Annotated in this window: 24 protein-coding genes; 22 read left to right on the forward strand and 2 right to left on the reverse strand. The window is 53.9% G+C overall.

Going from position 1 to position 26,275, the window contains the following annotated elements:
- Positions 1-147: 147 nt before the first annotated feature.
- Positions 148-2,016 carry a low affinity potassium transporter Kup gene (gene kup / locus HWQ15_RS08005; RefSeq protein WP_006808744.1) on the reverse strand — a complete coding sequence of 623 codons (1,869 nt, stop codon included), beginning with the start codon at positions 2,014-2,016 and terminating at the stop codon, positions 148-150.
- Between the two features lie 222 nt (positions 2,017-2,238).
- Between kup and ravA the strand changes: the two genes are divergently transcribed.
- Positions 2,239-3,735, forward strand: coding sequence for an ATPase RavA (gene ravA / locus HWQ15_RS08010; RefSeq protein WP_022649869.1), 1,497 nt, complete (start codon positions 2,239-2,241; stop codon positions 3,733-3,735).
- The gene (gene viaA, locus HWQ15_RS08015) at positions 3,729-5,180 is read left to right on the forward strand and encodes an ATPase RavA stimulator ViaA (protein WP_022649870.1); all 1,452 of its coding nucleotides are present in this window, start codon (positions 3,729-3,731) and stop codon (positions 5,178-5,180) included. The genes ravA and viaA overlap by 7 nt, the downstream gene beginning before the upstream one ends.
- On the opposite strand, the gene asnA is transcribed toward viaA, so the two are convergent.
- Complete coding sequence (gene asnA, locus HWQ15_RS08020) at positions 5,181-6,173, reverse strand: aspartate--ammonia ligase (RefSeq protein ID WP_003862385.1); 993 nt, start codon at positions 6,171-6,173, stop codon at positions 5,181-5,183.
- A gap of 151 nt (positions 6,174-6,324) precedes the next feature.
- On the opposite strand from asnA, the gene asnC reads away from it, so the two are divergent.
- The 20 genes from asnC to phoU all read left to right on the forward strand — a co-directional run bounded on the left by asnC (position 6,325) and on the right by phoU (position 26,265).
- Positions 6,325-6,783, forward strand: coding sequence for a transcriptional regulator AsnC (asnC, locus tag HWQ15_RS08025; RefSeq protein ID WP_003862383.1), 459 nt, complete (start codon positions 6,325-6,327; stop codon positions 6,781-6,783).
- A gap of 90 nt (positions 6,784-6,873) precedes the next feature.
- Complete coding sequence (mioC, locus tag HWQ15_RS08030; RefSeq protein ID WP_032626719.1) at positions 6,874-7,323, forward strand: FMN-binding protein MioC; 450 nt, start codon at positions 6,874-6,876, stop codon at positions 7,321-7,323.
- 374 nt (positions 7,324-7,697) lie between these two features.
- Positions 7,698-9,587, forward strand: coding sequence for a tRNA uridine-5-carboxymethylaminomethyl(34) synthesis enzyme MnmG (mnmG, locus tag HWQ15_RS08035; protein WP_003862379.1), 1,890 nt, complete (start codon positions 7,698-7,700; stop codon positions 9,585-9,587).
- A gap of 107 nt (positions 9,588-9,694) precedes the next feature.
- The gene (rsmG, locus tag HWQ15_RS08040; RefSeq protein WP_023305125.1) at positions 9,695-10,318 is read left to right on the forward strand and encodes a 16S rRNA (guanine(527)-N(7))-methyltransferase RsmG; all 624 of its coding nucleotides are present in this window, start codon (positions 9,695-9,697) and stop codon (positions 10,316-10,318) included.
- Between the two features lie 616 nt (positions 10,319-10,934).
- Positions 10,935-11,315 (forward strand): F0F1 ATP synthase subunit I, encoded by a 381-nt coding sequence (gene atpI, locus HWQ15_RS08045; protein WP_003862375.1) that lies wholly within the window; start codon positions 10,935-10,937, stop codon positions 11,313-11,315.
- Between the two features lie 8 nt (positions 11,316-11,323).
- Positions 11,324-12,139 (forward strand): F0F1 ATP synthase subunit A, encoded by an 816-nt coding sequence (atpB, locus tag HWQ15_RS08050; RefSeq protein ID WP_022649873.1) that lies wholly within the window; start codon positions 11,324-11,326, stop codon positions 12,137-12,139.
- Positions 12,140-12,188: 49 nt separating this feature from the next.
- A complete protein-coding gene (atpE, locus tag HWQ15_RS08055; RefSeq protein ID WP_000429386.1) occupies positions 12,189-12,428 on the forward strand; it encodes a F0F1 ATP synthase subunit C in 240 nt (79 codons plus the stop codon).
- Positions 12,429-12,476: 48 nt separating this feature from the next.
- Positions 12,477-12,947 (forward strand): F0F1 ATP synthase subunit B, encoded by a 471-nt coding sequence (atpF, locus tag HWQ15_RS08060; protein WP_003862370.1) that lies wholly within the window; start codon positions 12,477-12,479, stop codon positions 12,945-12,947.
- Between the two features lie 14 nt (positions 12,948-12,961).
- Positions 12,962-13,495, forward strand: coding sequence for a F0F1 ATP synthase subunit delta (gene atpH, locus HWQ15_RS08065; protein WP_003862369.1), 534 nt, complete (start codon positions 12,962-12,964; stop codon positions 13,493-13,495).
- 12 nt (positions 13,496-13,507) lie between these two features.
- Positions 13,508-15,049 carry a F0F1 ATP synthase subunit alpha gene (atpA, locus tag HWQ15_RS08070; RefSeq protein ID WP_006808751.1) on the forward strand — a complete coding sequence of 514 codons (1,542 nt, stop codon included), beginning with the start codon at positions 13,508-13,510 and terminating at the stop codon, positions 15,047-15,049.
- 51 nt (positions 15,050-15,100) lie between these two features.
- Positions 15,101-15,964: a F0F1 ATP synthase subunit gamma gene (atpG, locus tag HWQ15_RS08075; RefSeq protein WP_003862364.1), complete on the forward strand. Its 864-nt coding sequence runs from the start codon at positions 15,101-15,103 to the stop codon at positions 15,962-15,964.
- A gap of 31 nt (positions 15,965-15,995) precedes the next feature.
- A complete protein-coding gene (gene atpD, locus HWQ15_RS08080) occupies positions 15,996-17,378 on the forward strand; it encodes a F0F1 ATP synthase subunit beta (protein ID WP_003862362.1) in 1,383 nt (460 codons plus the stop codon).
- 20 nt (positions 17,379-17,398) lie between these two features.
- A complete protein-coding gene (locus HWQ15_RS08085) occupies positions 17,399-17,818 on the forward strand; it encodes a F0F1 ATP synthase subunit epsilon (RefSeq protein WP_006177560.1) in 420 nt (139 codons plus the stop codon).
- 138 nt (positions 17,819-17,956) lie between these two features.
- Entirely contained in the window at positions 17,957-19,327 is a 1,371-nt protein-coding gene (gene glmU, locus HWQ15_RS08090; protein ID WP_022649874.1) for a bifunctional UDP-N-acetylglucosamine diphosphorylase/glucosamine-1-phosphate N-acetyltransferase GlmU, read from the forward strand.
- A 239-nt stretch (positions 19,328-19,566) separates the two neighbouring features.
- Entirely contained in the window at positions 19,567-21,396 is a 1,830-nt protein-coding gene (gene glmS, locus HWQ15_RS08095) for a glutamine--fructose-6-phosphate transaminase (isomerizing) (RefSeq protein WP_032626716.1), read from the forward strand.
- A gap of 278 nt (positions 21,397-21,674) precedes the next feature.
- Positions 21,675-22,715, forward strand: coding sequence for a phosphate ABC transporter substrate-binding protein PstS (gene pstS, locus HWQ15_RS08100; RefSeq protein ID WP_022649876.1), 1,041 nt, complete (start codon positions 21,675-21,677; stop codon positions 22,713-22,715).
- A 127-nt stretch (positions 22,716-22,842) separates the two neighbouring features.
- Positions 22,843-23,802: a phosphate ABC transporter permease PstC gene (gene pstC, locus HWQ15_RS08105; protein ID WP_022649877.1), complete on the forward strand. Its 960-nt coding sequence runs from the start codon at positions 22,843-22,845 to the stop codon at positions 23,800-23,802.
- Positions 23,802-24,692 (forward strand): phosphate ABC transporter permease PstA, encoded by an 891-nt coding sequence (gene pstA / locus HWQ15_RS08110; protein WP_022649878.1) that lies wholly within the window; start codon positions 23,802-23,804, stop codon positions 24,690-24,692. Before pstC ends, pstA begins: the two co-directional genes overlap by 1 nt.
- A 47-nt stretch (positions 24,693-24,739) precedes the next feature.
- Positions 24,740-25,513 carry a phosphate ABC transporter ATP-binding protein PstB gene (pstB, locus tag HWQ15_RS08115; protein WP_003861154.1) on the forward strand — a complete coding sequence of 258 codons (774 nt, stop codon included), beginning with the start codon at positions 24,740-24,742 and terminating at the stop codon, positions 25,511-25,513.
- A 26-nt stretch (positions 25,514-25,539) separates the two neighbouring features.
- Positions 25,540-26,265 (forward strand): phosphate signaling complex protein PhoU, encoded by a 726-nt coding sequence (phoU, locus tag HWQ15_RS08120; RefSeq protein WP_003861153.1) that lies wholly within the window; start codon positions 25,540-25,542, stop codon positions 26,263-26,265.
- Positions 26,266-26,275 lie beyond the last annotated feature (10 nt).

Consider the following 26,275-nt stretch of genomic DNA (forward strand, 5'->3'; position numbering starts at 1 on the left):
TCAGCGATTTACAGCCGGACCAGGGCATCGCTGACAGCCCTCAGTCATTTAGAATGCAACTTTATTGCTTCTGCATAAAAAAATTACTGGGGATCCCTCAGCCCTGTGGGAGAGGGGCAGGGTGAGGGCATCAGGCCGCACTGAGAATTAAATCTCGACCTGCGTCCCCAGCTCAATCACGCGATTGGGCGGGATCTCAAACTGGTCAGGCGCACGCAGGGCGTTACGTTGCAGGATGAGATACAGCTTGCCGCGTAGGCGCAGATACCATGGGCGCTTGCCGATGATCAGCGACTCGTGGGACATAAAGAACGATGTCTCCATCATACGGCAACTCAACCCTTCCAGACCGCAGCGGTGGAATACCTCTTCCACGTTCGGCGTTTCGCGCCAGCCGTAGCTTGCCACCACGCGCCAGAAGGTTGGCGACAGCTGCTCAATCTGTACGCGTCGCACGTTGTGAACATACGGCGCATCTTCGGTACGCAGCGTCAGCAGGATCACGCGCTCGTGCAGCACTTTGTTGTGCTTAAGGTTATGCATCAGCGCAAACGGGATCACGTTCAGCGCACGAGACATATACACCGCCGTACCCGGCACACGCACCGGCGGGGATTTCTCCAGCGAGGCGATCATCGCCTCCAGAGAATTACCGTGCTCATGCATACGTCGCAGCAGGCGGAAACGTTCGCTCTTCCACGTCGTCATCACGATGAACATCACCAGACCCAGCGTCAGCGGCAGCCAGCCACCGGAGACAATCTTATCGAGGTTCGCAGAGAACAGCGGTACGTCGATGCAGAGGAAGCCAACCAGGATCAGCCCCACGAGGAACTTATTCCAGTGCCAGTTACGGTACGCCACGGTGGTAGAGAGAATAGAGGTCAACACCATCGTTCCGGTTACCGCGATACCGTACGCCGCCGCCAGGTTACTGGAGTGCTCGAAGCTGACGATAACAATCACCACCGCGAAATAGAGCAGCCAGTTGACGAACGGAATGTAGATCTGGCCTGACTCCATCTCAGAGGTATGGATAATGCGCATTGGGGAGAGATAACCCAAACGCACGGCCTGACGCGTCAGGGAGAATACGCCGGAAATAACAGCCTGAGAGGCAATGACCGTCGCCAGCGTCGCCAGGATCAGCATCGGAACCAGCGCCCAGTCCGGCGCCAGCAGGAAGAACGGGTTTTTAATCGCTTCAGGATGGGCAAGCAGCAGCGCGCCCTGGCCGAAGTAATTCAGCACCAGTGAAGGCAGAACAACGCTAAACCAGGCGACGCGAATTGGGAGTTTCCCGAAGTGGCCCATATCTGCATACAGCGCTTCAACACCGGTAATGGAAAGCACTACCGCGCCCAGCGCCACAAACGACACCACTTTATATTCCAGGAAGAAATGCACCGCCCACATTGGGTTCAGCGCGTGCAGGACATCCGGGTTGGCAATAATACTGCGTAAGCCCAGCGCCGCCAGGATCAGGAACCAGGCCAGCATAATAGGCGCGAACAGCTTACCCACCAGCCCGGTACCGTGTTTTTGTATAGCAAACAGCAACGTCAGCACGATAATAGCGAGTGGCACCACCCACGTATCAAGCTGTGGCGCGACAATCTCCAGCCCCTCTATGGCCGACATCACCGAAATCGCTGGCGTAATCACGACTTCCCCATAGAAGAAGCTGCCGCCAATCAGGCCAATGATGACCAGCACGGAGGTCATTCTTGCAGACGTATTGCGCCCCGCAAGGGACATCAGGGTCAGAATACCGCCCTCGCCCGCGTTATCAGCCCGCATAACGAAAGAGAGATACTTAAGGGAGACCACCAGGATCAGCAGCCAGAAGATGAGCGAGAGGAAACCAAATACGGCGTCACGCTCTACACCAAAACCAAACTGACCGGACAAACATTCACGAAGCGTATAAAGCGGGCTGGTGCCGATATCACCGTAGACAACCCCGATCGCTGCAAGCGTTACTGCGGGTAATGATTGCTTATTATCAGTGCTCATAGACTAGTCTTTTCGTTTGAATAACAAATGTGTGCTTAGTCCCTTGGCCCACAAAAAGCGCACAGTATGCACGATTCAATGCAAAATCGTACCCCTAAATGCAGCCGCATTAATGTAGCGCAAAGAAAATAGCGCCGCACTTCAGCCTATTACCAGGCCAGACCGAAACGTCTATACTCGCTTCAATTAGCCGCCACGACGGCGAAAGGATGCAAAACTATTATGGCTCACTCACATTTATTAGCAGAAAGAATTTCCCGCCTCAGCAGTGCGCTGGAGAAAGGCCTTTACGAGCGTAGCCACGCCATTCGCCTCTGTTTACTGGCGGCGCTGAGCGGGGAAAGCGTGTTTCTGCTGGGTCCGCCGGGCATTGCCAAAAGTCTGATCGCACGCCGCCTCAAATTCGCTTTCCAGAACGCTCGCGCATTCGAGTATTTGATGACGCGCTTCTCCACGCCGGAAGAAGTTTTCGGCCCGCTCTCCATTCAGGCGTTAAAAGATGAGGGACGCTATGAACGTCTGACGGCGGGCTATCTCCCGGAAGCGGAAATCGTCTTTCTTGATGAGATCTGGAAAGCCGGCCCGGCCATTCTGAATACCCTGCTGACGGCAATCAACGAACGCCGCTTCCGCAACGGCGCGAGCGAAGAGAAGATCCCCATGCGGTTGCTGGTGGCCGCGTCTAACGAACTTCCCGAAGCCGACAGCAGCCTGGAAGCGCTGTATGACCGCATGCTGATCCGCCTGTGGCTGGATAAAGTCCAGGACAAATCGAACTTCCGCTCAATGCTGGTAAGCCAGCAGGACGAAAACGAAAATCCGGTGGCACCATCATTACAGGTCACGGACGAAGAGTATGACCAGTGGCAGGAAGAGATAGGTAAAATTAAGCTGCCCGATGCCGTCTTTGAGCTGATCTTCATGCTGCGCCAGCAGCTTGATTTATTGCCCTCCGCGCCTTACGTCTCCGACCGTCGCTGGAAAAAAGCCATTCGTCTGCTTCAGGCAAGCGCCCTGTTCAGCGGCCGCGATGCTGTCGCCCCCATCGATCTGATCCTGCTGAAAGACTGTCTGTGGCACGACGCAGAAGGGATGAATCTGATGCAGCAGCAGCTGGACGTTTTGATGACCGGGCACGCGTGGGGTCAGCAATCCATGCTTAATCAACTGGGGGCGATTGCCCAACGTCGTCTTCAGCTTCAGCAGCAGCAAAGTGACAAAACCGCGCTGAAGGTGAACCGTCTTGGCGGGATGTTTGCCCGTAAACCGCACTATGAACTGCCAGCCGAGCTGACTGACGCCTCGCTCACGCTTCTTCTTCAGCAGCCGCTAAAGCTTCATGATATGCAGGTGGTGCACGTGACGATCGAACGCGTTGCGCTGGTTCAGTGGCTGGATAAGGGCGGCGAGATCCGCGGTAAACTCAACGGTATCGGCTTTGCACAGCCGCTGTCGATGGAAGTCGACAGCAGCCAGCACCTTGTGATCCGCGACGTCAGCCTTCAGGGATCGCGCCTGGCGCTGCCGGGCACGGCCTCTGACAGTCTTCCGGAGGAGATCAAACAGCAGCTCGAAGCGCTGGATAACGAATGGCATCAGCAGCACACGCGCTTCAGCGAGCAGCAGAAATGCCTCTTTATCCATAGCGACTGGTTAGGTCGCATTGAAGCCAGCTTGCAGGATGTCAGCGCGCAGATTAAACAGGCGCGTCAATGCTAACGCTGGACACGCTTAACGTCATGCTGGCGGTTAGCGAGGAAGGGTTGATCGAAGAGGTCGTCATTACCCTGCTCGCTTCACCGCAGCTGGCGGCCTTCTTTGAAAAATTTCCGAAGCTCAGAAAAGCAATGACGGACGATCTTCCCCGCTGGCGCGATAACCTGCGCCAGCGGTTTAAGGAGACGGAAGTCCCGCCGGAACTGACAGAGGAAGTGGCTGGTTACCAGCAGTGCCAGCGGCTTTCAACGCCGCAGTTTATTGCCCAGCTACAGCAAACCCTGACGCTGCTAGATAACGTTCACTCCCCGTTTGCCAGCCAGGCCAGAGCGCTGGTCACGGACAACCCCAGCTTTACTCCCGCCCTGCATACGCTGTTTTTACAGCGCTGGCGGCTCAGTCTTGTCGTTCAGGCCACCTCTCTCAACCAGCAGTTGCTGGACGAAGAGCGCGAACAGCTGTTAAGCGAAGTTCAGGAGCGGATGACGTTAAGCGGCCAGCTAGAACAGGTGCTGGTGGAGAATGAAAACGCCGCCGGTCGACTCTGGGATATGAGTGCCGGTCAGTTAAAACGTGGCGATTATCAGTTGATCGTGAAGTACGGCGACTTTCTGGCACAACAGCCGGAGCTGATGAAGCTTGCAGAACAGCTTGGTCGTTCCCGGGAGGCCAGGTCAATTCCAAAGAAAGATGCGCCGATGGAAACCTTCCGTACGCTGGTACGCGAGCCCTCCACCGTACCGGAGCAGGTGGACGGCTTACAGCAAAGCGATGATATCCTGCGCCTGTTGCCTACGGAACTCAGCACGCTGGGAATGACCGAACTGGAGTATGAGTTTTATCGCCGTCTGGTGGAAAAACAGCTTCTTACCTATCGGTTGCATGGCGAAGCCTGGCGCGAAAAAATCAGCCAGCGCCCGGTGGTGCATCAGGACTTTGATGAGCAACCGCGCGGTCCATTCATTGTTTGCGTAGATACGTCCGGATCGATGGGGGGATTTAACGAGCAGTGTGCAAAAGCGTTCTGCCTGGCTCTGATGCGCGTGGCGCTCGCCGATCGTCGTCGCTGCTACATCATGTTATTTTCCAGCGAAGTGGTGGGGTATGAACTGACCAGCCCACAGGGGCTGGAGCAGGCGATCCGCTTTTTAAGCCAGCGCTTTCGCGGCGGCACCGATCTGGCCAGCTGTTTTCGCAGCATCATTGAGCGCATGCAGGGCGGAGACTGGTACGACGCGGATGCGGTGGTGATTTCCGATTTTATTGCCCAGCGGCTGCCCGACGACGTCGTGAATAAAGTGAAGGAGATGCAGCGCGTGCATCAGCACCGCTTCCATGCCGTGGCGATGTCTGCACATGGAAAACCCGGCATCATGCGCATCTTCGATCACATCTGGCGCTTTGATACCGGGTTGCGTAGCCGCCTGCTCAGACGCTGGCGACGTTAATTAAAGAAGAGAACCGACGCTCTCACGTACCTGCTGCGGCCAGACCCCACACTGTACCTGACCGATATGGGACAGTTGCAACAGCAGCATGGTCAGACGAGACTGGCCAATACCACCGCCGATGGTCTGCGGCATTTCACCGCGCAGCAGCGCCTGGTGCCATTCCAGTTGCAGACGATCTTCATCACCGGTCACGGCCAGCTGACGCTTCAGTGCTTCAGCATCCACGCGGATCCCCATCGAAGAGAGTTCAAACGCATCTTCCAGAACCGGGTTCCAGACCAGAATATCGCCGTTCAGACCGGCATATTCGCTCTCGCCCACGGTGCTCCAGTCATCGTAATCCGGCGCACGGACGTCGTGACGTTTACCATCAGACAATTTCCCGCCAATGCCGATCAGGAATACCGCGCCCAGCTCTTTGGCGATCGCGCGTTCACGGCCTTTGGCATCCAGATCCGGGAAACGGCTCAGCAACTCCTGACTGTGAACAAAGTGGATCGTTTCCGGCAGGAACGGTGCCAGACCAAACTCTTTGCTCACGGCCGCTTCGGTCGCTTTGATCCCGGCGTAGATCGCCTCAACGGTGGATTTCAGCGTACCGACGTGACGCTCGCCGTCACCCATTACGCGCTCCCAGTCCCACTGGTCAACGTAGACAGAGTGAATGGGGGAGAGGCGGTCTTCATCGGGGCGAAGGGCTTTCATATGCGTGTAAAGCCCTTCGCCCGCGCTGAAGTCGTGTTGTCCCAGGGTTTGACGCTTCCACTTCGCCAGGGAATGAACCACTTCGAACTGGGCGTCTGGCAGTGTTTTCACTTTTACCTGTACCGCTTTTTCGCAACCAGACAAGTTATCCTGCGTCCCGTCACCCACGCGGCTCAGAATCGGCGCCTGCACTTCAATAAGGCCAAGCTTCTCTTCCAGCTGCCGAGAAAAATGGGATTTAACGAAACTGATCTGGCGTTGTTTTGCGATGTAAGCGGTTTTCATTATTTATACTCCTGCGTCCTGTTGATAATGATTAAGCAACAGAACAGGCGCTTAATTCAATAACCCATCAACAAAAAGCCACCTTCACTTTTGATTCGTTAAAATAAGACGCTAGAATAGAAGGAATCATTAATCTTCATAAGAAAAACCTATGGAAAATTATCAGATCGACAATCTGGACCGCGGCATTCTGGAAGCGCTCATGGCCAACGCACGCACCGCGTATGCCGAACTGGCGAAACAATTTGGCGTCAGCCCGGGGACCATTCACGTTCGCGTAGAGAAAATGAAGCAGGCCGGGATCATCACCGGCGCACGCATTGATGTCAGCCCGAAGCAACTCGGCTACGACGTCTGCTGCTTCATTGGCATTATTCTGAAAAGCGCCAAAGATTACCCCTCCGCGCTGGAGAAGCTGAACGCGCTGGATGAAGTCACTGAGGCGTACTACACCACCGGGCACTACAGCATCTTTATAAAGGTCATGTGCCGATCCATCGACGCTCTCCAGCAGGTACTTATCAACAAGATCCAAACAATCGATGAAATTCAGTCCACCGAAACCCTGATCTCTCTGCAAAACCCGATCATGCGTACTATCCGCCCGTGATCGGGCAATTTCATTCCCACATTTTCCACAGGTAGATCCCAGCTCGTTCACAGCGTACAATGGCCGCCTCTTTATCTGAGCGAGCGATCAATGGCGGACATTACTCTTATCAGCGGCAGCACCCTGGGCGGTGCGGAATATGTAGCGGAACATCTGGCTGAGAAGCTGGAAGACGCGGGCTTTTCTACACAAACGCTGCACGGACCGCTGCTGGAAGATCTCCCGACTGACGGGGTCTGGCTGCTGATCACCTCCACGCACGGCGCGGGCGATCTGCCGGATAACCTGCAACCTTTATATGACGAACTGCTGGAACAACAGCCCGATCTGGCAAACGTCCGGTTTGGCGCTGTAGGGATCGGCAGCCGTGAATATGACACTTTCTGTGGCGCCATAGAGAAAGTAGAAGCTGCGGTGACCGCCTGCGGAGCAAAACAGCTGGGTGAAACACTGAAGATCAACATCCTCGATCATGATATTCCCGAAGATCCAGCTGAGATCTGGCTCGCGGAATGGAAAAATTTACTCAAAAACGATTAAAGATCGTGCGATCAGATGTGGATAACTCTGGTTAAAAGCTCGTATTAACCCGTAGTTATCCAAAGAACAACGTTAGTTTAGTTTTTGACCTGTGTATAAAGTGGCGATCTGATCCCAGCTTATACGGTCCAGGATCACCGATCATTCACAGCAAACGATCCTTCCTAACTGCATGATCTTATTTATGGGATCGGACTTATCCACAAAGGTCTGCGATCCTAATAAGAGATCACAATAGAACAGATCTCTAAATAAAAAGATCTTCTTTTTAATAGCCCAGGATCCCAATGCTTTCTCGAAAGACTAAAGTTGAGTAGAATCCACGGCCCGGGCTTCAATCCATTTTCATACCGCTTTACGCGAGGCAGACCACCATGTTTTATCAGGATCCTTTTGACGTCATCATCATTGGCGGGGGTCACGCAGGCACTGAGGCCGCAATGGCCGCAGCGCGAATGGGTCAGCAGACCCTGCTTTTGACACACAATATCGACACGCTGGGACAAATGTCCTGTAATCCGGCGATTGGCGGCATTGGGAAAGGACACTTGGTAAAAGAAGTGGATGCACTTGGCGGCCTGATGGCGAAAGCGATCGATCATGCGGGCATTCAGTTTAGGATACTAAACGCGAGTAAAGGTCCGGCTGTTCGCGCCACCCGTGCACAGGCAGACCGCGTGCTTTACCGTCAGGCTGTGCGCACCGCGCTGGAAAACCAACCGAACCTGATGATCTTCCAGCAGGCTGTAGAAGATCTTATCGTGGAAAACGATCGTGTTGTTGGCGCCGTGACCCAGATGGGTCTCAAGTTCCGCGCAAAAGCGGTGGTGCTGACGGTCGGGACATTCCTGGACGGTAAAATCCATATTGGTCTGGACAACTACAGCGGAGGCCGTGCGGGCGATCCGCCGTCGATTCCGCTGTCTCGTCGTCTGCGTGAGCTGCCGCTGCGCGTAAGCCGCCTGAAAACCGGTACGCCGCCGCGAATTGATGCGCGTACCATTGATTTCAGCGTACTGGCACAGCAGCACGGTGATAACCCGATGCCGGTATTCTCGTTCATGGGCAATGCGGCGCAACATCCGCAGCAGGTGCCGTGCTACATCACGCACACCAATGAAAAAACCCATGACGTGATCCGCAATAACCTCGATCGCAGCCCAATGTACGCCGGCGTGATCGAAGGGATCGGCCCACGTTATTGCCCGTCGATCGAAGATAAAGTGATGCGCTTTGCCGATCGTAACCAGCATCAGATCTTCCTCGAACCTGAAGGGCTGACCTCGAACGAAATTTACCCGAACGGCATCTCCACCAGCCTGCCGTTCGACGTGCAGATGCAGATTGTGCGTTCAATGCAGGGGATGGAAAACGCGAAGATCGTTCGTCCTGGCTACGCTATTGAGTACGATTTCTTCGATCCGCGTGACCTGAAGCCGACGCTGGAAAGCAAATTCATCCAGGGTCTGTTCTTCGCAGGCCAGATTAACGGCACTACCGGGTACGAAGAAGCTGCCGCACAAGGGCTGCTGGCCGGTCTGAACGCCGCTCGCTTCTCTGCCGAGAAAGAGGGCTGGGCACCGGCGCGTTCTCAGGCTTACCTGGGCGTTCTGGTCGACGATCTCTGCACGCTGGGGACCAAAGAACCGTACCGCATGTTTACTTCTCGTGCGGAATATCGCCTGATGCTGCGTGAAGACAATGCCGATCTGCGTCTGACCGAGGTGGGCCGCGAATTGGGTCTGGTGGATGACGAACGCTGGGCGCGCTTCAACGAGAAGCTGGAGCGTATCGAACAGGAACGTCAGCGCCTGAAAACCACCTGGGTGAATCCGCAGGCGGAAACTGCTGCTGAAGTGAACGCTCACTTAACTGCGCCGCTTTCGCGCGAAGCCAGTGGTGAAGATCTGCTGCGCCGTCCTGAAGTCACCTACGAGAATCTGGTCAAACTGACCGCGTTCGCACCGGGCCTTGAAGACGCTGAAGCGGCTGAACAGGTCGAGATTCAGGTGAAATACGAAGGTTACATCGCGCGTCAGCAGGATGAGATCGAAAAACAGCAGCGCAACGAAAATACGCTGCTGCCGGAAATGCTGGACTATCGTCAGGTGACGGGGCTTTCCAACGAAGTGATCGCTAAGCTGAACGATCACAAACCTGTGTCGATTGGCCAGGCCTCACGTATCTCCGGTGTCACACCTGCCGCGATTTCGATTCTGCTGGTGTGGCTGAAAAAGCAGGGTATGCTGCGCCGCAGCGCGTAATTAACATTGCTTTTGGCGGGTGGCGCTTCGCTTACCCGCCCTACTTAATCGTAGGCCCGGTAAGCGGCAGTGCCACCGGGCGAAAAATCTCTCAATAGGTATCCACCGTGCTCAATAAACTCTCTCGTCTGCTGGAACAGGCAGGTATTTCGCTCACCGATCACCAGAAAAATCAGCTGGTGGCCTATGTCGATATGCTGAACAAATGGAATAAAGCGTACAACCTCACCTCCGTACGCGATCCCAACGAGATGCTGATTCGCCATATTCTCGATAGCATCGTTGTGGCGCCGTATCTTACCGGTGAACGTTTTATCGACGTGGGCACCGGTCCGGGCTTGCCGGGCGTTCCGTTGTCTATTGTTCGACCGGAGAGTCATTTCACGCTGCTGGACAGTCTGGGCAAGCGCGTACGCTTTTTACGACAGGTTCAGCATGAGCTGAAGCTGGAAAACATCACGCCCGTGCAGAGCAGGGTAGAGGAGTTCCCTGCAGAGCCACCGTTTGACGGCGTTATCAGCCGCGCATTTGCCTCACTCAATGACATGGTGAGCTGGTGCAAACACCTGCCGGCGAATAAGGGCCGTTTTTATGCGCTGAAAGGACAACTTCCGGGGGACGAAATAGAGCAGCTTCCGGACGGTTTTGCAGTGGAATCCATTGAAAAACTCCAGATCCCTCAGCTCGAAGGTGAGCGTCATCTGGTGATAATTAAGCCAAACACATTTTAAAAAATTAATAAAAAATGTGGAATTTGTGCTGTTCTGATGGTGTTAAAAAGCAGCACATCCAGTCTGATTTGGCCGTAGTTAATTTAACCTTGTTGTCACCATGGATTTTCTTATGGTTAACCTGAAGTGATTCGTTCACCCTGAAGATAGTCAACCATGAAAATATCAGCCTGCTAAAAGTGGGTAAAGGCAACAAGAATGAAATGTTAAATATTTATTAAGAATGTCAATAAAAGGTTTTTGTTGTATACGGCTCTGTTTTAAAAATAGTTGCGATTTTTTTGCTTTAATTTCAATCGGATGAAATAAATCGTTTTACGTCTTTGATAAATACCACTTTATCGCAAATGTGTATTTTGTGATCTCGTGCACGCTTTATCACCAACGTTTCCGCGCTGTTTGCAGTTTTGCCTGAAGGTTGGCACTGAGTTCAAAAGTTGAAAAATAGGACTGGGGAAAAATATTTAAACATTTATTCACCTTTTCGCTACTTAATGTTTGAAATCACGGGTACGCGCCGTATAATTTGACCGCTTTTTGATGCTTGACTCTGAGCCTTAAAGGACGTTTTATACGACACGCGGCATACCTCGAAGGGAGCAGGAGTAAAAACGTGATGTCTGTGTCGCTCTTGAGTAGAAACGTTGCTCGTAAGCTTCTGTTCATTCAGTTTCTGGCTGTGATAGCAAGTGGACTGCTGTTTAGCCTCAAAGACCCCTTCTGGGGCATCTCCGCCGCGTGCGGAGGTTTGGCGGTGGTTCTGCCAAACGTGTTGTTTATGATTTTTGCCTGGCGTCATCAGGCGCATACACCCGCCAAAGGCCGCGTGGCCTGGTCCTTCGCTCTCGGCGAAGTGTGTAAGGTGTTACTGACCTTTGCTCTACTGGTGATGGCGCTGGCGGTTTTGAAAGTGGTATTCATGCCGCTGATAGCAACGTGGGTTTTGGTGCTGGTGGTACAAGTTCTGGCTCCAGCTGTAATCAATAACAAAGGGTAAAAGGCATCATGGCTTCAGAAAATATGACGCCGCAGGATTACATAGGTCACCATCTGAATAACCTTCAGCTGGACCTGCGTACATTCTCGCTGGTGGATCCACATAACCCCCCGGCCACCTTCTGGACGATCAACATCGACTCCATGTTCTTCTCGGTGGTTTTGGGTCTTCTGTTCCTGGCCATGTTCCGCGGTGTTGCTAAACGAGCGACCAGCGGTGTTCCAGGGAAATTCCAGACGTTCATCGAGATGATCATCGGCTTTGTCCATGGCAGCGTCAAAGACATGTACCATGGTAAGAGCAAGCTGATTGCTCCGCTGGCCCTGACCGTGTTCGTTTGGGTCTTCCTGATGAACCTGATGGACCTTCTGCCTATCGATTTCCTGCCGTGGATCGGCGAGCATGTCTTCGGTCTGCCTGCCCTGCGCGTGGTTCCGTCTGCCGACGTGAACATCACCCTGTCGATGGCGCTGGGCGTATTTATCCTGATTCTTTTCTACAGCATCAAAATGAAAGGCGTAAGCGGCTTTGTGAAAGAGCTTACCTTGCAGCCGTTCAACCACTGGGCGTTTATTCCGGTCAACCTGATCCTGGAAGGCGTTAGCCTGCTGTCCAAACCTGTTTCACTGGGTCTGCGACTGTTCGGCAACATGTATGCGGGTGAGCTGATTTTCATTCTGATCGCGGGTCTTCTGCCGTGGTGGTCACAGTGGATTCTGAATGTGCCATGGGCCATTTTCCACATCCTGATCATTACGCTGCAAGCCTTTATCTTCATGGTTCTGACGATCGTCTATCTGTCGATGGCGTCTGAAGAGCACTGATTTTTTACCAACACTACTACGTTTTAATTGAAACAAACTGGAGACTGTCATGGAAAACCTGAATATGGATCTGCTGTACATGGCTGCCGCTGTGATGATGGGTCTGGCGGCTATCGGTGCTGCGATCGGTATCGGCATCCTCGGGGGCAAATTCCTGGAAGGCGCAGCGCGTCAACCTGATCTGATTCCTCTGCTGCGTACTCAGTTCTTTATCGTTATGGGTCTGGTGGATGCAATCCCAATGATCGCTGTAGGTCTGGGTCTGTACGTGATGTTTGCTGTCGCGTAGTAGTTGTTTTAAAACCCCAAGCCACAGAAATTTAAGAGGTATTGTGCTGTGAACATGAACGCAACAATCCTCGGCCAGGCCATCGCGTTTATTCTCTTTGTCTGGTTCTGCATGAAGTATGTATGGCCGCCTTTAATGGCTGCCATCGAAAAACGTCAGAAAGAAATTGCTGACGGTCTGGCTTCCGCAGAACGCGCTAAGAAAGATTTGGACCTTGCACAGGCCAACGCGACAGACCAGCTGAAAAAAGCGAAAGCTGAAGCTCAGGTAATCATTGAACAGGCTAACAAACGCCGTTCTCAGATCCTGGACGAAGCCAAAGCTGAAGCAGAACAGGAACGTACTAAGATCGTGACACAGGCTCAGGCTGAAATTGAAGCTGAGCGTAAACGTGCTCGTGAAGAACTGCGTAAGCAGGTTGCGATTCTGGCTGTTGCTGGCGCCGAGAAGATCATCGAACGTTCCGTGGATGAAGCTGCTAACAGCGACATCGTGGACAAACTTGTCGCTGAACTGTAAGGAGGGAGGGGCTGATGTCTGAATTTGTTACGGTAGCTCGCCCCTACGCCAAAGCAGCTTTTGACTTTGCTGTCGAACACCAAAATGTCGATCGCTGGCAGAATATGCTGGCGTTTGCCGCTGAGGTGACGAAAAACGAACAAATGGCCGAGTTGCTTTCTGGTGCGTTAGCGCCTGAAACCCTCGCCGCGTCGTTTATCGCCGTGTGCGGAGAGCAACTGGATGCCAACGGCCAGAACCTGATTAAGGTGATGGCGGAAAATGGTCGTCTCCGTGTGCTCCCGGATGTTCTCGAGCAGTTTGAGCACTTACGTGCCCTTAGTGAAGCTACCGCTGAAGTTGAAGTAACTTCCGCGACTGAACTGAGTGATGAACAGCTTGCGAAAATCACCGCCGCGATGGAAAAACGTCTGTCACGCAAAGTTAAGCTGAATTGCAAAATCGATAAGTCTGTAATGGCAGGCGTAATCATCCGTTCGGGTGATATGGTCATTGATGGCAGCGTACGCGGCCGTCTTGAGCGCCTTGCAGACGTCTTGCAGTCTTAAGGGGACTGGAGCATGCAACTGAATTCCACCGAAATCAGCGAACTGATCAAGCAGCGCATTGCTCAGTTCAGTGTTGTGAGTGAAGCTCACAACGAAGGTACTATTGTTTCTGTAAGTGACGGTGTTATCCGCATCCACGGCCTGGCCGATTGTATGCAGGGTGAGATGATTTCCCTGCCGGGTAACCGTTACGCTATCGCACTGAACCTGGAGCGCGACTCCGTAGGTGCCGTTGTGATGGGTCCATACGCTGACCTTGCCGAAGGCATGAAGGTTAAGTGTACTGGCCGTATTCTGGAAGTGCCGGTTGGCCGTGGCCTGCTGGGTCGCGTTGTTAACACCCTGGGTGCGCCAATCGACGGTAAAGGTCCGGTTGAGCACGATGGCTTCTCTCCAATCGAAGTTATCGCACCAGGCGTTATCGACCGTCAGTCCGTTGATCAGCCAGTGCAGACGGGTTATAAGTCCGTTGATGCCATGATCCCAATCGGTCGTGGTCAGCGTGAACTGATCATCGGTGACCGTCAGACCGGTAAAACCGCGATGGCAATCGACGCCATCATCAACCAGCGTGATTCCGGCATCAAATGTGTGTACGTGGCTATCGGCCAGAAAGCGTCCACCATTTCCAACGTGGTTCGTAAACTGGAAGAGCACGGCGCATTGTCTAACACCATCGTTGTGGTAGCTACCGCGTCTGAATCTGCTGCACTGCAATACCTGGCACCATACGCTGGTTGCGCAATGGGCGAATACTTCCGTGACCGCGGTGAAGATGCGCTGATCGTATACGATGACCTGTCTAAACAGGCTGTTGCTTATCGTCAGGTTTCCCTGCTGCTCCGTCGTCCACCAGGACGTGAAGCATTCCCGGGCGACGTATTCTACCTCCACTCTCGTCTGCTGGAGCGTGCTTCCCGCGTTAACGCGGAATACGTCGAGAACTTCACCAAAGGTGAAGTGAAGGGTAAAACAGGTTCTCTGACCGCTCTGCCGATCATTGAAACCCAGGCGGGTGACGTTTCTGCGTTCGTTCCGACCAACGTAATCTCCATTACCGATGGTCAGATCTTCCTGGAAACCAACCTGTTTAACTCCGGTATTCGTCCGGCGGTTAACCCGGGTATCTCCGTATCCCGTGTGGGTGGTGCTGCTCAGACCAAGATCATCAAGAAACTGTCCGGTGGTATCCGTACCGCGCTGGCACAGTATCGTGAACTGGCTGCGTTCTCTCAGTTCGCATCCGATCTGGACGAAGCAACCCGTAAACAGCTGAGCCACGGTCAGAAAGTGACCGAGCTGCTGAAGCAGAAACAGTACGCGCCAATGTCTGTTGCTCAGCAGGGCCTGGTACTGTTCGCGGCTGAACGCGGTTACCTCGAAGATGTGGAACTGGCGAAAATCGGTAGCTTCGAAGCCGCTCTGCTGGCTTACGTCGACCGTGATCACGCTCCGCTGATGCAAGAGATCAACCAGACCGGTGGCTATAACGACGAAATCGAAGGCAAGCTGAAAGCTATCCTCGATTCCTTCAAAGCAACCCAATCCTGGTAATCGTCCGGCGGCTTGTCTCAGGACAAGCCGTCTGGCATTGAGGAGAAGCTCATGGCCGGCGCAAAAGAGATACGTAGTAAGATCGCAAGCGTCCAGAACACGCAAAAGATCACTAAAGCGATGGAGATGGTCGCCGCTTCCAAAATGCGTAAATCGCAGGATCGCATGGCGGCCAGCCGTCCTTATGCAGAGACCATGCGCAAAGTGATTGGTCACCTTGCAAACGGTAATCTGGAATATAAGCACCCTTACCTGGAAGAACGCGACGTTAAGCGCGTGGGCTACCTGGTGGTGTCGACTGACCGTGGTCTGTGTGGCGGCTTGAACATTAACCTGTTCAAAAAACTGCTGGCGGATATGAAAGGCTGGTCCGATAAAGGCGTTCAGTGCGATCTGGCACTGATTGGCTCTAAAGGCGTCTCTTTCTTTAACTCCGTTGGCGGCAACATTGTCGCTCAGGTGACCGGTATGGGTGATAACCCGTCCCTGTCCGAACTGATCGGCCCGGTTAAAGTGATGTTGCAGGCCTACGATGAAGGCCGTCTGGACAGACTGTACGTTGTCAGCAACAAATTTATTAACACCATGTCTCAGGTGCCTACGCTCACTCAGATGCTGCCGTTACCGGCATCAGAAGATGACGAGCTGAAACAGAAAGCCTGGGATTACCTGTATGAACCCGATCCGAAACCGCTGCTGGATACCCTGCTGCGTCGTTACGTTGAATCTCAGGTTTATCAGGGCGTTGTAGAAAACCTGGCCAGCGAGCAGGCCGCACGAATGGTGGCGATGAAAGCCGCGACCGATAATGGCGGCAGCCTGATTAAAGAGCTGCAGTTGGTTTACAACAAAGCTCGTCAGGCCAGCATTACTCAGGAACTCACCGAGATCGTCTCGGGGGCCGCCGCGGTTTAACCAGGTTTACGAATTACGTAGAGGATTCAAGATGGCTACTGGAAAGATTGTCCAGGTAATCGGCGCCGTGGTGGACGTCGAGTTCCCTCAGGACGCCGTACCACGCGTGTACGACGCGCTTGAGGTACAAAATGGTAACGAGAGCCTGGTGCTGGAAGTTCAGCAGCAGCTCGGCGGCGGTATCGTGCGTACCATCGCCATGGGTTCTTCCGACGGTCTGCGTCGTGGTCTGGAAGTGAAAGACCTTGAGCACCCGATCGAAGTCCCGGTAGGTAAAGCAACACTGGGTCGTATCATGAACGTATTGGGTCAACCAATCGACATGAAAGGCGACATCGGTGAAGAAGAGCGTTGGGCTATCCACCGCGCGGCACCTTCCTACGAAGAGCTGTCCAGCTCTCAGGAACTGCTGGAAACCGGCATCAAAGTTATCGACCTGATGTGCCCGTTCGCGAAGGGCGGTAAAGTTGGTCTGTTTGGTGGTGCGGGTGTAGGTAAAACCGTAAACATGATGGAGCTGATCCGTAACATCGCGATCGAGCACTCCGGTTACTCCGTGTTTGCGGGTGTTGGTGAACGTACTCGTGAGGGTAACGACTTCTACCACGAAATGACCGACTCCAACGTTCTGGATAAAGTATCCCTGGTTTACGGCCAGATGAACGAGCCACCAGGAAACCGTCTGCGCGTTGCGCTGACTGGCCTGACGATGGCTGAGAAGTTCCGTGACGAAGGCCGTGACGTTCTGCTGTTCGTTGATAACATCTACCGTTACACCCTGGCCGGTACTGAAGTATCTGCACTGCTGGGTCGTATGCCTTCAGCGGTAGGTTATCAGCCTACGCTTGCGGAAGAGATGGGTGTTCTTCAGGAACGTATCACCTCTACCAAAACTGGTTCTATCACCTCCGTTCAGGCGGTATACGTACCTGCGGATGACTTGACTGACCCATCTCCAGCCACCACCTTTGCTCACTTAGATGCAACCGTGGTACTGAGCCGTCAGATCGCGTCTCTGGGTATCTACCCGGCCGTTGACCCGCTGGACTCTACCAGCCGTCAGCTGGATCCACTGGTTGTTGGCCAGGAACACTACGACACCGCGCGTGGCGTACAGTCCCTGCTGCAACGTTACCAGGAACTGAAAGACATCATCGCCATCCTGGGTATGGATGAACTGTCTGAAGAAGACAAACTGGTGGTAGCACGTGCGCGTAAGATCCAGCGCTTCCTGTCCCAGCCGTTCTTCGTTGCGGAAGTATTCACCGGTTCTCCAGGTAAATACGTTTCCCTGAAAGACACCATCCGTGGCTTTAAAGGCATCATGGAAGGCGAATACGATCACCTGCCAGAGCAGGCGTTCTACATGGTTGGTTCCATCGAAGAAGCCGTGGAAAAAGCCAAAAAACTTTAACGCCTTAATCGGAGGGTGATATGGCAATGACTTACCACCTGGACGTCGTCAGCGCAGAGCAACAAATGTTCTCTGGTCTGGTCGAGAAAATCCAGGTAACGGGTAGTGAAGGTGAACTGGGTATTTTCCCGGGTCACGCACCGCTGCTCACCGCCATTAAGCCTGGTATGATCCGCATCGTTAAACAGTTCGGTCATGAAGAGTTTATCTATCTGTCCGGCGGCATTCTTGAAGTGCAGCCAGGCAGTGTGACCGTTCTGGCCGATACCGCTATTCGTGGCCAGGATCTCGACGAAGCGCGAGCCCTGGAATCGAAGCGTAAGGCTGAAGAGCACATTAGCAGCTCTCATGGTGACGTGGATTACGCTCAGGCGTCTGCGGAGCTGGCCAAAGCGATCGCGAAACTGCGCGTTATCGAGTTGACCAAAAAAGCGATGTAACACCGGCTTGAAAAGCACAAAAGCCAGTCTGGATCCCAGGCTGGCTTTTTTTTTCGGCCTTAATTCATGATGAAAAAGATGTAGAATTTTAAGCATCAAACGTTTTTACTTCTCACACAAACTACCGTCAGGATGCGTATGTTAAACAGTGCGATGAGCGTGGTGATCCTTGCTGCAGGCAAAGGTACCCGCATGTATTCCGATCTGCCTAAAGTGCTCCACACACTGGCAGGAAAGCCAATGGTGCAGCATGTTATTGATGCAGCTAATGAATTAGGCGCCAGCCAGGTGCATCTGGTTTATGGACATGGCGGCGATCTGCTGAAAAAAACGTTGCGTGACGACAATCTCAACTGGGTGCTTCAGGCAGAACAGCTGGGTACGGGTCATGCAATGCAGCAGGCTGCACCCTTCTTCGCTGATGATGAAGACATCCTGATGCTCTACGGCGACGTCCCGCTGATCTCCGTTGAAACCCTCACTCGCCTGCGTGAAGCCAAACCGCAGGGTGGCATTGGGTTGTTAACCGTCGTGCTGGACGATCCAACCGGCTATGGCCGCATTACGCGTGAAAACGGCAAGGTAACCGGGATTGTTGAGCATAAAGATGCCACTGACGAACAGCGTCAGATTCAGGAGATCAACACCGGCATCCTGATTGCGAACGGTGCAGATATGAAGCGCTGGCTGTCCAAACTCAATAATAACAACGCGCAGGGTGAATACTACATCACCGACATCATTGCGATGGCGTACCAGGAAGGGCGTGAGATTGCCGCCGTTCATCCGGCGCGTATCAGCGAAACGGACGGGGTAAACAACCGTCTACAGCTGTCACGCCTGGAGCGTATTTACCAGTCCGAGCAGGCAGAAAAACTGTTGCTGGCGGGCGTGATGCTGCGCGATCCGGCGCGTTTCGATCTGCGTGGCACGCTGACCCACGGGCGCGACGTTGAAATAGATACTAACGTTATCCTGGAAGGTAACGTCACGCTGGGCAACCGCGTCAAAATCGGCACCGGCTGTGTGATTAAAAACAGCGTGATCGGTGACGACTGCGAAATCAGCCCGTACAGCGTTGTAGAAGATGCGCGTCTGGATCCCGCCTGTACCATCGGCCCGTTTGCGCGTCTGCGCCCGGGCGCTGAGCTGCTGGAAGGCGCTCATGTAGGTAACTTCGTGGAAATGAAAAAAGCACGTCTCGGTAAAGGCTCGAAAGCCGGTCATCTGACCTATCTGGGCGATGCGGAAATTGGCGACAACGTGAACATCGGTGCAGGGACGATTACCTGTAACTATGACGGTGCCAATAAGTTTAAAACCATCATCGGTGATGACGTGTTTGTAGGTTCCGATACCCAGCTGGTGGCGCCTGTTACCGTGGGCAAAGGCGTGACCATTGCCGCCGGGACAACCGTTACGCGCGATGTGGCCGAGAACGAGCTGGTGTTAAGCCGCGTTCCGCAGGTCAGTAAGCAGGGCTGGAAACGCCCGGTGAAGAAAAAGTAACGACAATATACACCCCTCACCCTGACCCTCTCCCCATAGGGGAGAGGGGAACTGAATGGTGCGGTTTTCACCCTCTCCCCTTTGGGGAGAGGGCTGGGGTGAGGGGATAACATAATCCTCCCCCCACCAGCAGTACCCATAAAAATAACCCCACTCTCTACAAGGCTCGGGGTGCCCGGAAAGGGCAAATACAGGTCAGCGACAACGCATGGCATAACGCCATAATCAGGAATCTAACTATGTGTGGAATTGTTGGCGCAGTTGCGCAGCGTGATATTGCTGAAATCCTTCTCGAAGGTTTACGTCGTCTGGAATACCGTGGTTATGACTCAGCCGGTCTGGCTGTCGTCGATGCAGAAGGTCATATGACCCGTCTGCGTCGTCTCGGTAAAGTGCAGATGCTGGCCCAGGCGGCGGAGGAACATCCGCTGCACGGTGGCACCGGTATTGCGCATACCCGCTGGGCGACTCACGGTGAGCCATCTGAAGGCAACGCACACCCGCATGTGTCTGAACACATTGTGGTGGTGCATAACGGCATTATCGAAAACCACGAACCGCTGCGTGAAGAACTGAAAGCGCGCGGCTATACCTTCGTCTCTGAAACCGACACCGAAGTAATTGCTCACCTGGTGCACTGGGAGCTGGCACAGGGCGGTACACTGCGTGATGCGGTGCTGCGCGCTATCCCTCAGCTGCGTGGTGCTTACGGTACGGTGATCATGGATTCCCGTGACCCGTCCACGCTGCTGGCCGCGCGTTCCGGTAGCCCGATGGTGATTGGTCTGGGCATGGGTGAAAACTTTATCGCTTCCGACCAGCTGGCGCTGCTGCCGGTTACCCGTCGCTTTATCTTCCTGGAAGAGGGCGACATTGCCGAGGTGACACGTCGCAGCGTGACCGTATTCGACACGAAAGGCGAGCAGGTTAAGCGCCAGGAAATCGAATCAAACCTGCAATACGACGCGGGCGACAAAGGCGCTTACCGTCACTACATGCAGAAAGAGATCTACGAACAGCCAAACGCCATTAAAAACACTCTGACCGGGCGCATCAGCCATGGTGAAGTGGATCTGAGCGAGCTGGGCGCCAATGCCAACGAAATGCTGAGCAAAGTCGAGCACATTCAGATCGTGGCCTGCGGTACCTCTTACAACTCCGGTATGGTCTCTCGCTACTGGTTTGAATCCCTGGCGGGCGTGCCGTGCGACGTCGAAATCGCATCTGAGTTCCGCTATCGTAAATCCGCTGTGCGCCGTAACAGCCTGATGATCACCCTTTCCCAGTCTGGCGAAACGGCCGATACCCTGGCGGCGCTGCGTCTGTCTAAAGAGTTGGGTTACCTGGGTTCGCTGGCCATCTGTAACGTACCGGGCTCCTCGCTGGTGCGTGAATCCGATCTGGCGCTGATGACTAAAGCGGGCACCGAAATCGGCGTCGCTTCCACCAAAGCGTTTACCACTCAGCTGACCGTTCTGCTGATGCTGGTGGCGAAGCTGGCGCGTCTGAAAGGCGAAGATGCTTCCGTTGAGCATGATATCGTTCACGGTCTCCAGGCGCTGCCGAGCCGTATCGAGCAGATGCTGTCTCAGGACAAGCGCATTGAGGCGCTGGCTGAAGATTTCTCTGATAAGCACCACGCTCTGTTCCTGGGCCGTGGCGATCAGTACCCTATCGCGCTGGAAGGCGCGCTGAAGCTGAAAGAGATCTCCTACATCCACGCGGAAGCCTACGCGGCAGGCGAGCTGAAACACGGTCCGCTGGCGCTGATCGACGCGGATATGCCGGTTATCGTGGTGGCACCGAACAACGAACTGCTGGAAAAACTGAAATCTAACATCGAAGAGGTGCGCGCCCGTGGTGGTGTACTGTACGTCTTTGCGGATAAAGATGCCGGTTTCGCCAGCAGCGACAACATGCACATCATCGAGATGCCGCATGTGGAAGAGGTGATTGCGCCGATCTTCTACACCGTACCGCTGCAACTGCTGGCTTACCACGTCGCGCTGATCAAAGGCACCGACGTTGACCAGCCGCGAAATCTGGCGAAGTCCGTTACCGTAGAATAATCCTTCCAGGCTCCGCCATCCGGTGGAGCCTTTTTTTATGACAATCCGTCATTTTCAGCTATTTTATCAGTGTCACATAAAGAAAATATTACTGAAAACAAGCTGTCATAATAATCATTAAGTTTATGATTTACTTATGGATTTTTGCTTAATTTTAAGTGAAATTTTCTTTGTCATAAAACTGTCATATTTCGTACATTTATCTGTCACCTGTTTGTCCTATTTTGCTCATCGTAGCCACTTAAACAATGATTTACGAAATCCTTGCAGGAGACATTATGAAAGTTATGCGTACCACTGTCGCAACTGTTGTCGCCGCGACCTTATCTCTGAGCGCTTTCTCTGCTTTCGCAGCAGCAAGCCTGACTGGCGCTGGTGCAACCTTCCCTGCGCCGGTGTATGCCAAATGGGCGGATACCTACCAGAAAGAGACCGGTAACAAGGTCAACTATCAGGGTATCGGCTCCTCCGGTGGCGTAAAACAAATTACCGCGAATACCGTTGATTTCGGCGCATCCGACGCTCCGCTGTCTGATGAGAAACTGAATCAGGAAGGCCTGTTCCAGTTCCCGACCGTGATCGGCGGCGTTGTGCTGGCTGTTAACATCCCTGGCCTGAAATCAGGCGAGCTGGTGCTGGACGGCAAAACCCTGGGTGATATCTACCTGGGCAAAATCAAAAAATGGGATGACGAAGCCATCACGAAACTGAACCCGGGCGTTAAGCTGCCTTCGCAGAATATCGCGGTGGTTCGTCGTGCTGACGGCTCTGGTACCTCTTTCGTGTTCACCAGCTACCTGGCGAAAGTGAACGAAGAGTGGAAATCTAAAGTCGGTTCCGGCTCTACCGTTAACTGGCCAACCGGTCTGGGCGGTAAAGGCAACGACGGTATCGCTGCCTTCGTACAGCGTCTGCCTGGCTCTATCGGCTATGTAGAGTACGCTTACGCGAAGCAGAACAACCTGGCTTACACCAAACTGGTTTCTGCTGACGGCAAACCGGTTAGCCCGACCGAAGAGAACTTCGCTAACGCCGCAAAAGGCGCTGACTGGAGCAAATCCTTCGCTCAGGACCTGACCAACCAGAAAGGCGACGATGCATGGCCTATCACGTCTACCACCTTCATTCTGGTCCACAAAGAGCAGAAGAAGCCTGAGCAGGGTGCTGAAGTGCTGAAGTTCTTCGACTGGGCATACAAAAACGGCGGCAAACAGGCGAATGACCTGGATTACGCCAGCCTGCCAGACAGCGTGGTTGAGCAGATCCGTGCTGCATGGAAAACCAACGTGAAAGACAGCAGCGGTAAAGCGCTGTACTAACAGGATATTTTTGACGAAGATGGCGGGTGGCGCGCAGCGATCCCGCCCTACGGTTCATCCTGTAGGCCCGGTAAGCGCCAGCGCCACCGGGCATATTCGTAAGACGTCTCATAAAGAAGAGTAATTTATGGCTGCAACCAAGCCTGCATTTAACCCTCCGGGTAAAAAAGGTGACATGATTTTCAGCGCGCTGGTGAAACTGGCTGCGCTGATTGTGCTATTGCTGCTGGGCGGCATTATCGTGTCCCTCATTTTCTCCTCCTGGCCGAGCATTCAAAAATTTGGTTTCGCCTTCCTGTGGACCAAAGAGTGGGATGCGCCGAACGATATCTACGGTGCGCTGGTGCCGATTTACGGCACGCTGGTGACCTCTTTTATCGCTCTGCTGATTGCAGTGCCGGTAAGCTTCGGTATTGCCCTGTTCCTGACGGAGCTGGCACCAGGCTGGCTGCGACGTCCGCTGGGTATCGCCATTGAACTGCTGGCGGCCATCCCAAGTATCGTTTACGGCATGTGGGGCCTGTTTATCTTTGCTCCGCTGTTTGCGACGTACTTCCAGGAGCCGGTGGGTAATGTTCTCTCCGCCGTTCCGTTTGTGGGCGCCCTGTTCTCTGGCCCGGCATTCGGTATCGGTATTCTGGCGGCTGGCGTGATCCTCGCCATCATGATTATTCCGTACATTGCGGCGGTCATGCGCGATGTCTTCGAACAAACCCCGGTGATGATGAAAGAGTCGGCCTACGGCATCGGCTGCACCACCTGGGAGGTTATCTGGCGCATCGTCCTTCCGTTCACCAAAAATGGGGTGATCGGCGGCATCATGCTGGGCTTAGGCCGCGCGCTGGGTGAAACCATGGCGGTGACCTTTATCATCGGCAACACCTACCAGCTCGACAGCGTGTCGCTCTACATGCCGGGGAACAGTATTACCTCTGCGCTGGCGAACGAATTTGCCGAAGCGGAATCCGGGCTGCACGTCGCAGCGCTGATGGAACTGGGCCTGATCCTGTTTGTTATTACCTTTATTGTGCTGGCTATCTCCAAGCTGATGATTATGCGTCTGGCTAAAAACGAGGGGGCACGCTAATGGCGACTCTCGACATGCAAAACACCGCTCAGCTTGCGGAATCTCGTCGCAAAATGCAGTCAAAGCGCCGGATTAAAAACCGCATTGCGCTGACGCTTTCCATGGCCACGATGGCGTTCGGCCTGTTCTGGCTGATCTGGATCCTGATGTCCACCATCACCCGTGGTATTGATGGAATGTCCCTGGCGCTGTTCACCGAGATGACGCCGCCGCCAAACACGGCGGGTGGTGGTCTGGCAAACGCCCTGGCGGGCAGCGGCCTGCTGATCCTGTGGGCGACCGTTTTCGGTACGCCGTTGGGCATCATGGCGGGTATCTATCTGGCGGAGTATGGCCGCAAGTCCTGGATCGCTGAAGTCATCCGCTTTATTAACGACATTCTGCTTTCTGCCCCGTCGATTGTGGTAGGTCTGTTTGTTTACACCATCGTGGTGGCGCAAATGGAACACTTCTCCGGCTGGGCGGGTGTGATTGCGCTGGCGCTGTTGCAGGTGCCTATCGTTATTCGTACCACTGAAAACATGCTGAAACTGGTGCCGGACAGCCTGCGTGAAGCGGCTTACGCGCTGGGCACGCCGAAATGGAAAATGATTTCGGCGATCACCCTGAAAGCGTCCGTCTCGGGGATCATGACCGGTATCCTGCTGGCTATCGCCCGTATCGCTGGTGAAACCGCACCGCTGCTGTTTACCGCCCTCTCCAACCAGTTCTGGAGTACGGACATGATGCAGCCGATCGCCAACCTGCCGGTGACGATCTTTAAATTTGCGATGAGCCCATTCGCGGAATGGCAGCAGCTGGCCTGGGCCGGGGTGCTGATCATCACCCTTTGCGTACTGTTGCTGAACATTCTGGCGCGCGTCATTTTCGCGAAGCAGAAACACGGTTAAATTTTTACGGCGCGGCACATCGCGGCGCCGAATGAGGAAATGAGTCAATGAGTATGGTTGATACTGCCCCGGGTAAGATTCAGGTTCGTGATTTGAACTTCTACTACGGCAAATTCCATGCCCTGAAGAATATCAACCTGGATATCGCGAAGAACCAGGTCACGGCATTTATCGGTCCGTCTGGCTGTGGTAAATCCACGCTGCTGCGCACCTTTAACAAAATGTATTCGCTCTATCCGGAGCAGCGCGCAGAAGGTGAAATTCTGCTGGACGGTGACAACATCCTGACCAATACCCAGGATATCGCCTTGCTGCGTGCGAAAGTGGGGATGGTGTTCCAGAAACCCACGCCGTTCCCGATGTCGATCTATGACAACATCGCCTTTGGTGTGCGTCTGTTTGAGAAGCTCTCCCGTGCGGATATGGACGAGCGTGTGCAGTGGGCATTGACCAAGGCCGCATTATGGAACGAAACCAAAGATAAACTTCACCAGAGCGGGTACTCTCTCTCCGGTGGTCAGCAGCAGCGTCTGTGCATTGCGCGCGGTATCGCCATTCGCCCGGAAGTCTTGCTGCTGGATGAGCCGTGCTCAGCCCTGGACCCGATCTCAACCGGGCGTATCGAAGAGCTGATCACCGAGCTGAAGCAGGATTACACCGTGGTGATCGTCACTCACAACATGCAGCAGGCTGCCCGTTGTTCTGACCACACGGCGTTTATGTACCTGGGCGAGTTGATTGAGTTCAGCGATACGGACGCGCTGTTCACCCGTCCTGCGAAGAAACAAACCGAAGATTATATTACTGGCCGCTACGGTTGATTTGCCTTAGTGCATGTGGAGAAACCATGGACAACCTCAATCTTAATAAACACATTTCCGGCCAGTTTAACGCAGAGCTGGAAAGCATTCGCACCCAGGTGATGACCATGGGCGGCATGGTCGAGCAGCAGCTTTCTGATGCGATTACGGCAATGCACAACCAGGACAGCGAGCTGGCGAAGCGCGTTATCGAAGGCGATCACAACGTCAATATGATGGAAGTCGCCATCGACGAAGCGTGCGTGCGCATCATTGCCAAGCGTCAGCCAACCGCGAGCGACCTGCGTCTGGTAATGGCGATCATCAAAACTATCGCCGAGCTGGAGCGTATTGGTGACGTGGCGGATAAAATCTGCCGCACCGCGCTGGAGAAATTCTCCCAGCAGCACCAGCCGCTGCTGGTGAGCCTGGAGTCTCTCGGTCGCCACACCGTGCAGATGCTGCACGATGTGCTGGACGCTTTCGCGCGCATGGATCTGGACGAAGCGGTCCGTATCTACCGTGAAGATAAGAAAGTTGACCAGGAATACGAAGGCATAGTGCGTCAGCTAATGACCTACATGATGGAAGATTCCCGTACCATTCCAAGCGTGCTGACCGCGCTGTTCTGCGCGCGCTCAATTGAGCGTATTGGCGACCGCTGCCAGAACATTTGCGAATACATCTTCTACTTCGTGAAGGGACAGGATTTCCGTCACGTGGGCGGCGACGAGCTGGACAAGCTGCTGGCGGGTAAAGATCCGAAAGAGTGATGTGTGTGGC

It is taken from the genome of Enterobacter sp. DSM 30060, from assembly GCF_013375955.1.
In the GTDB taxonomy this organism is placed as follows: domain Bacteria; phylum Pseudomonadota; class Gammaproteobacteria; order Enterobacterales; family Enterobacteriaceae; genus Enterobacter; species Enterobacter intestinihominis.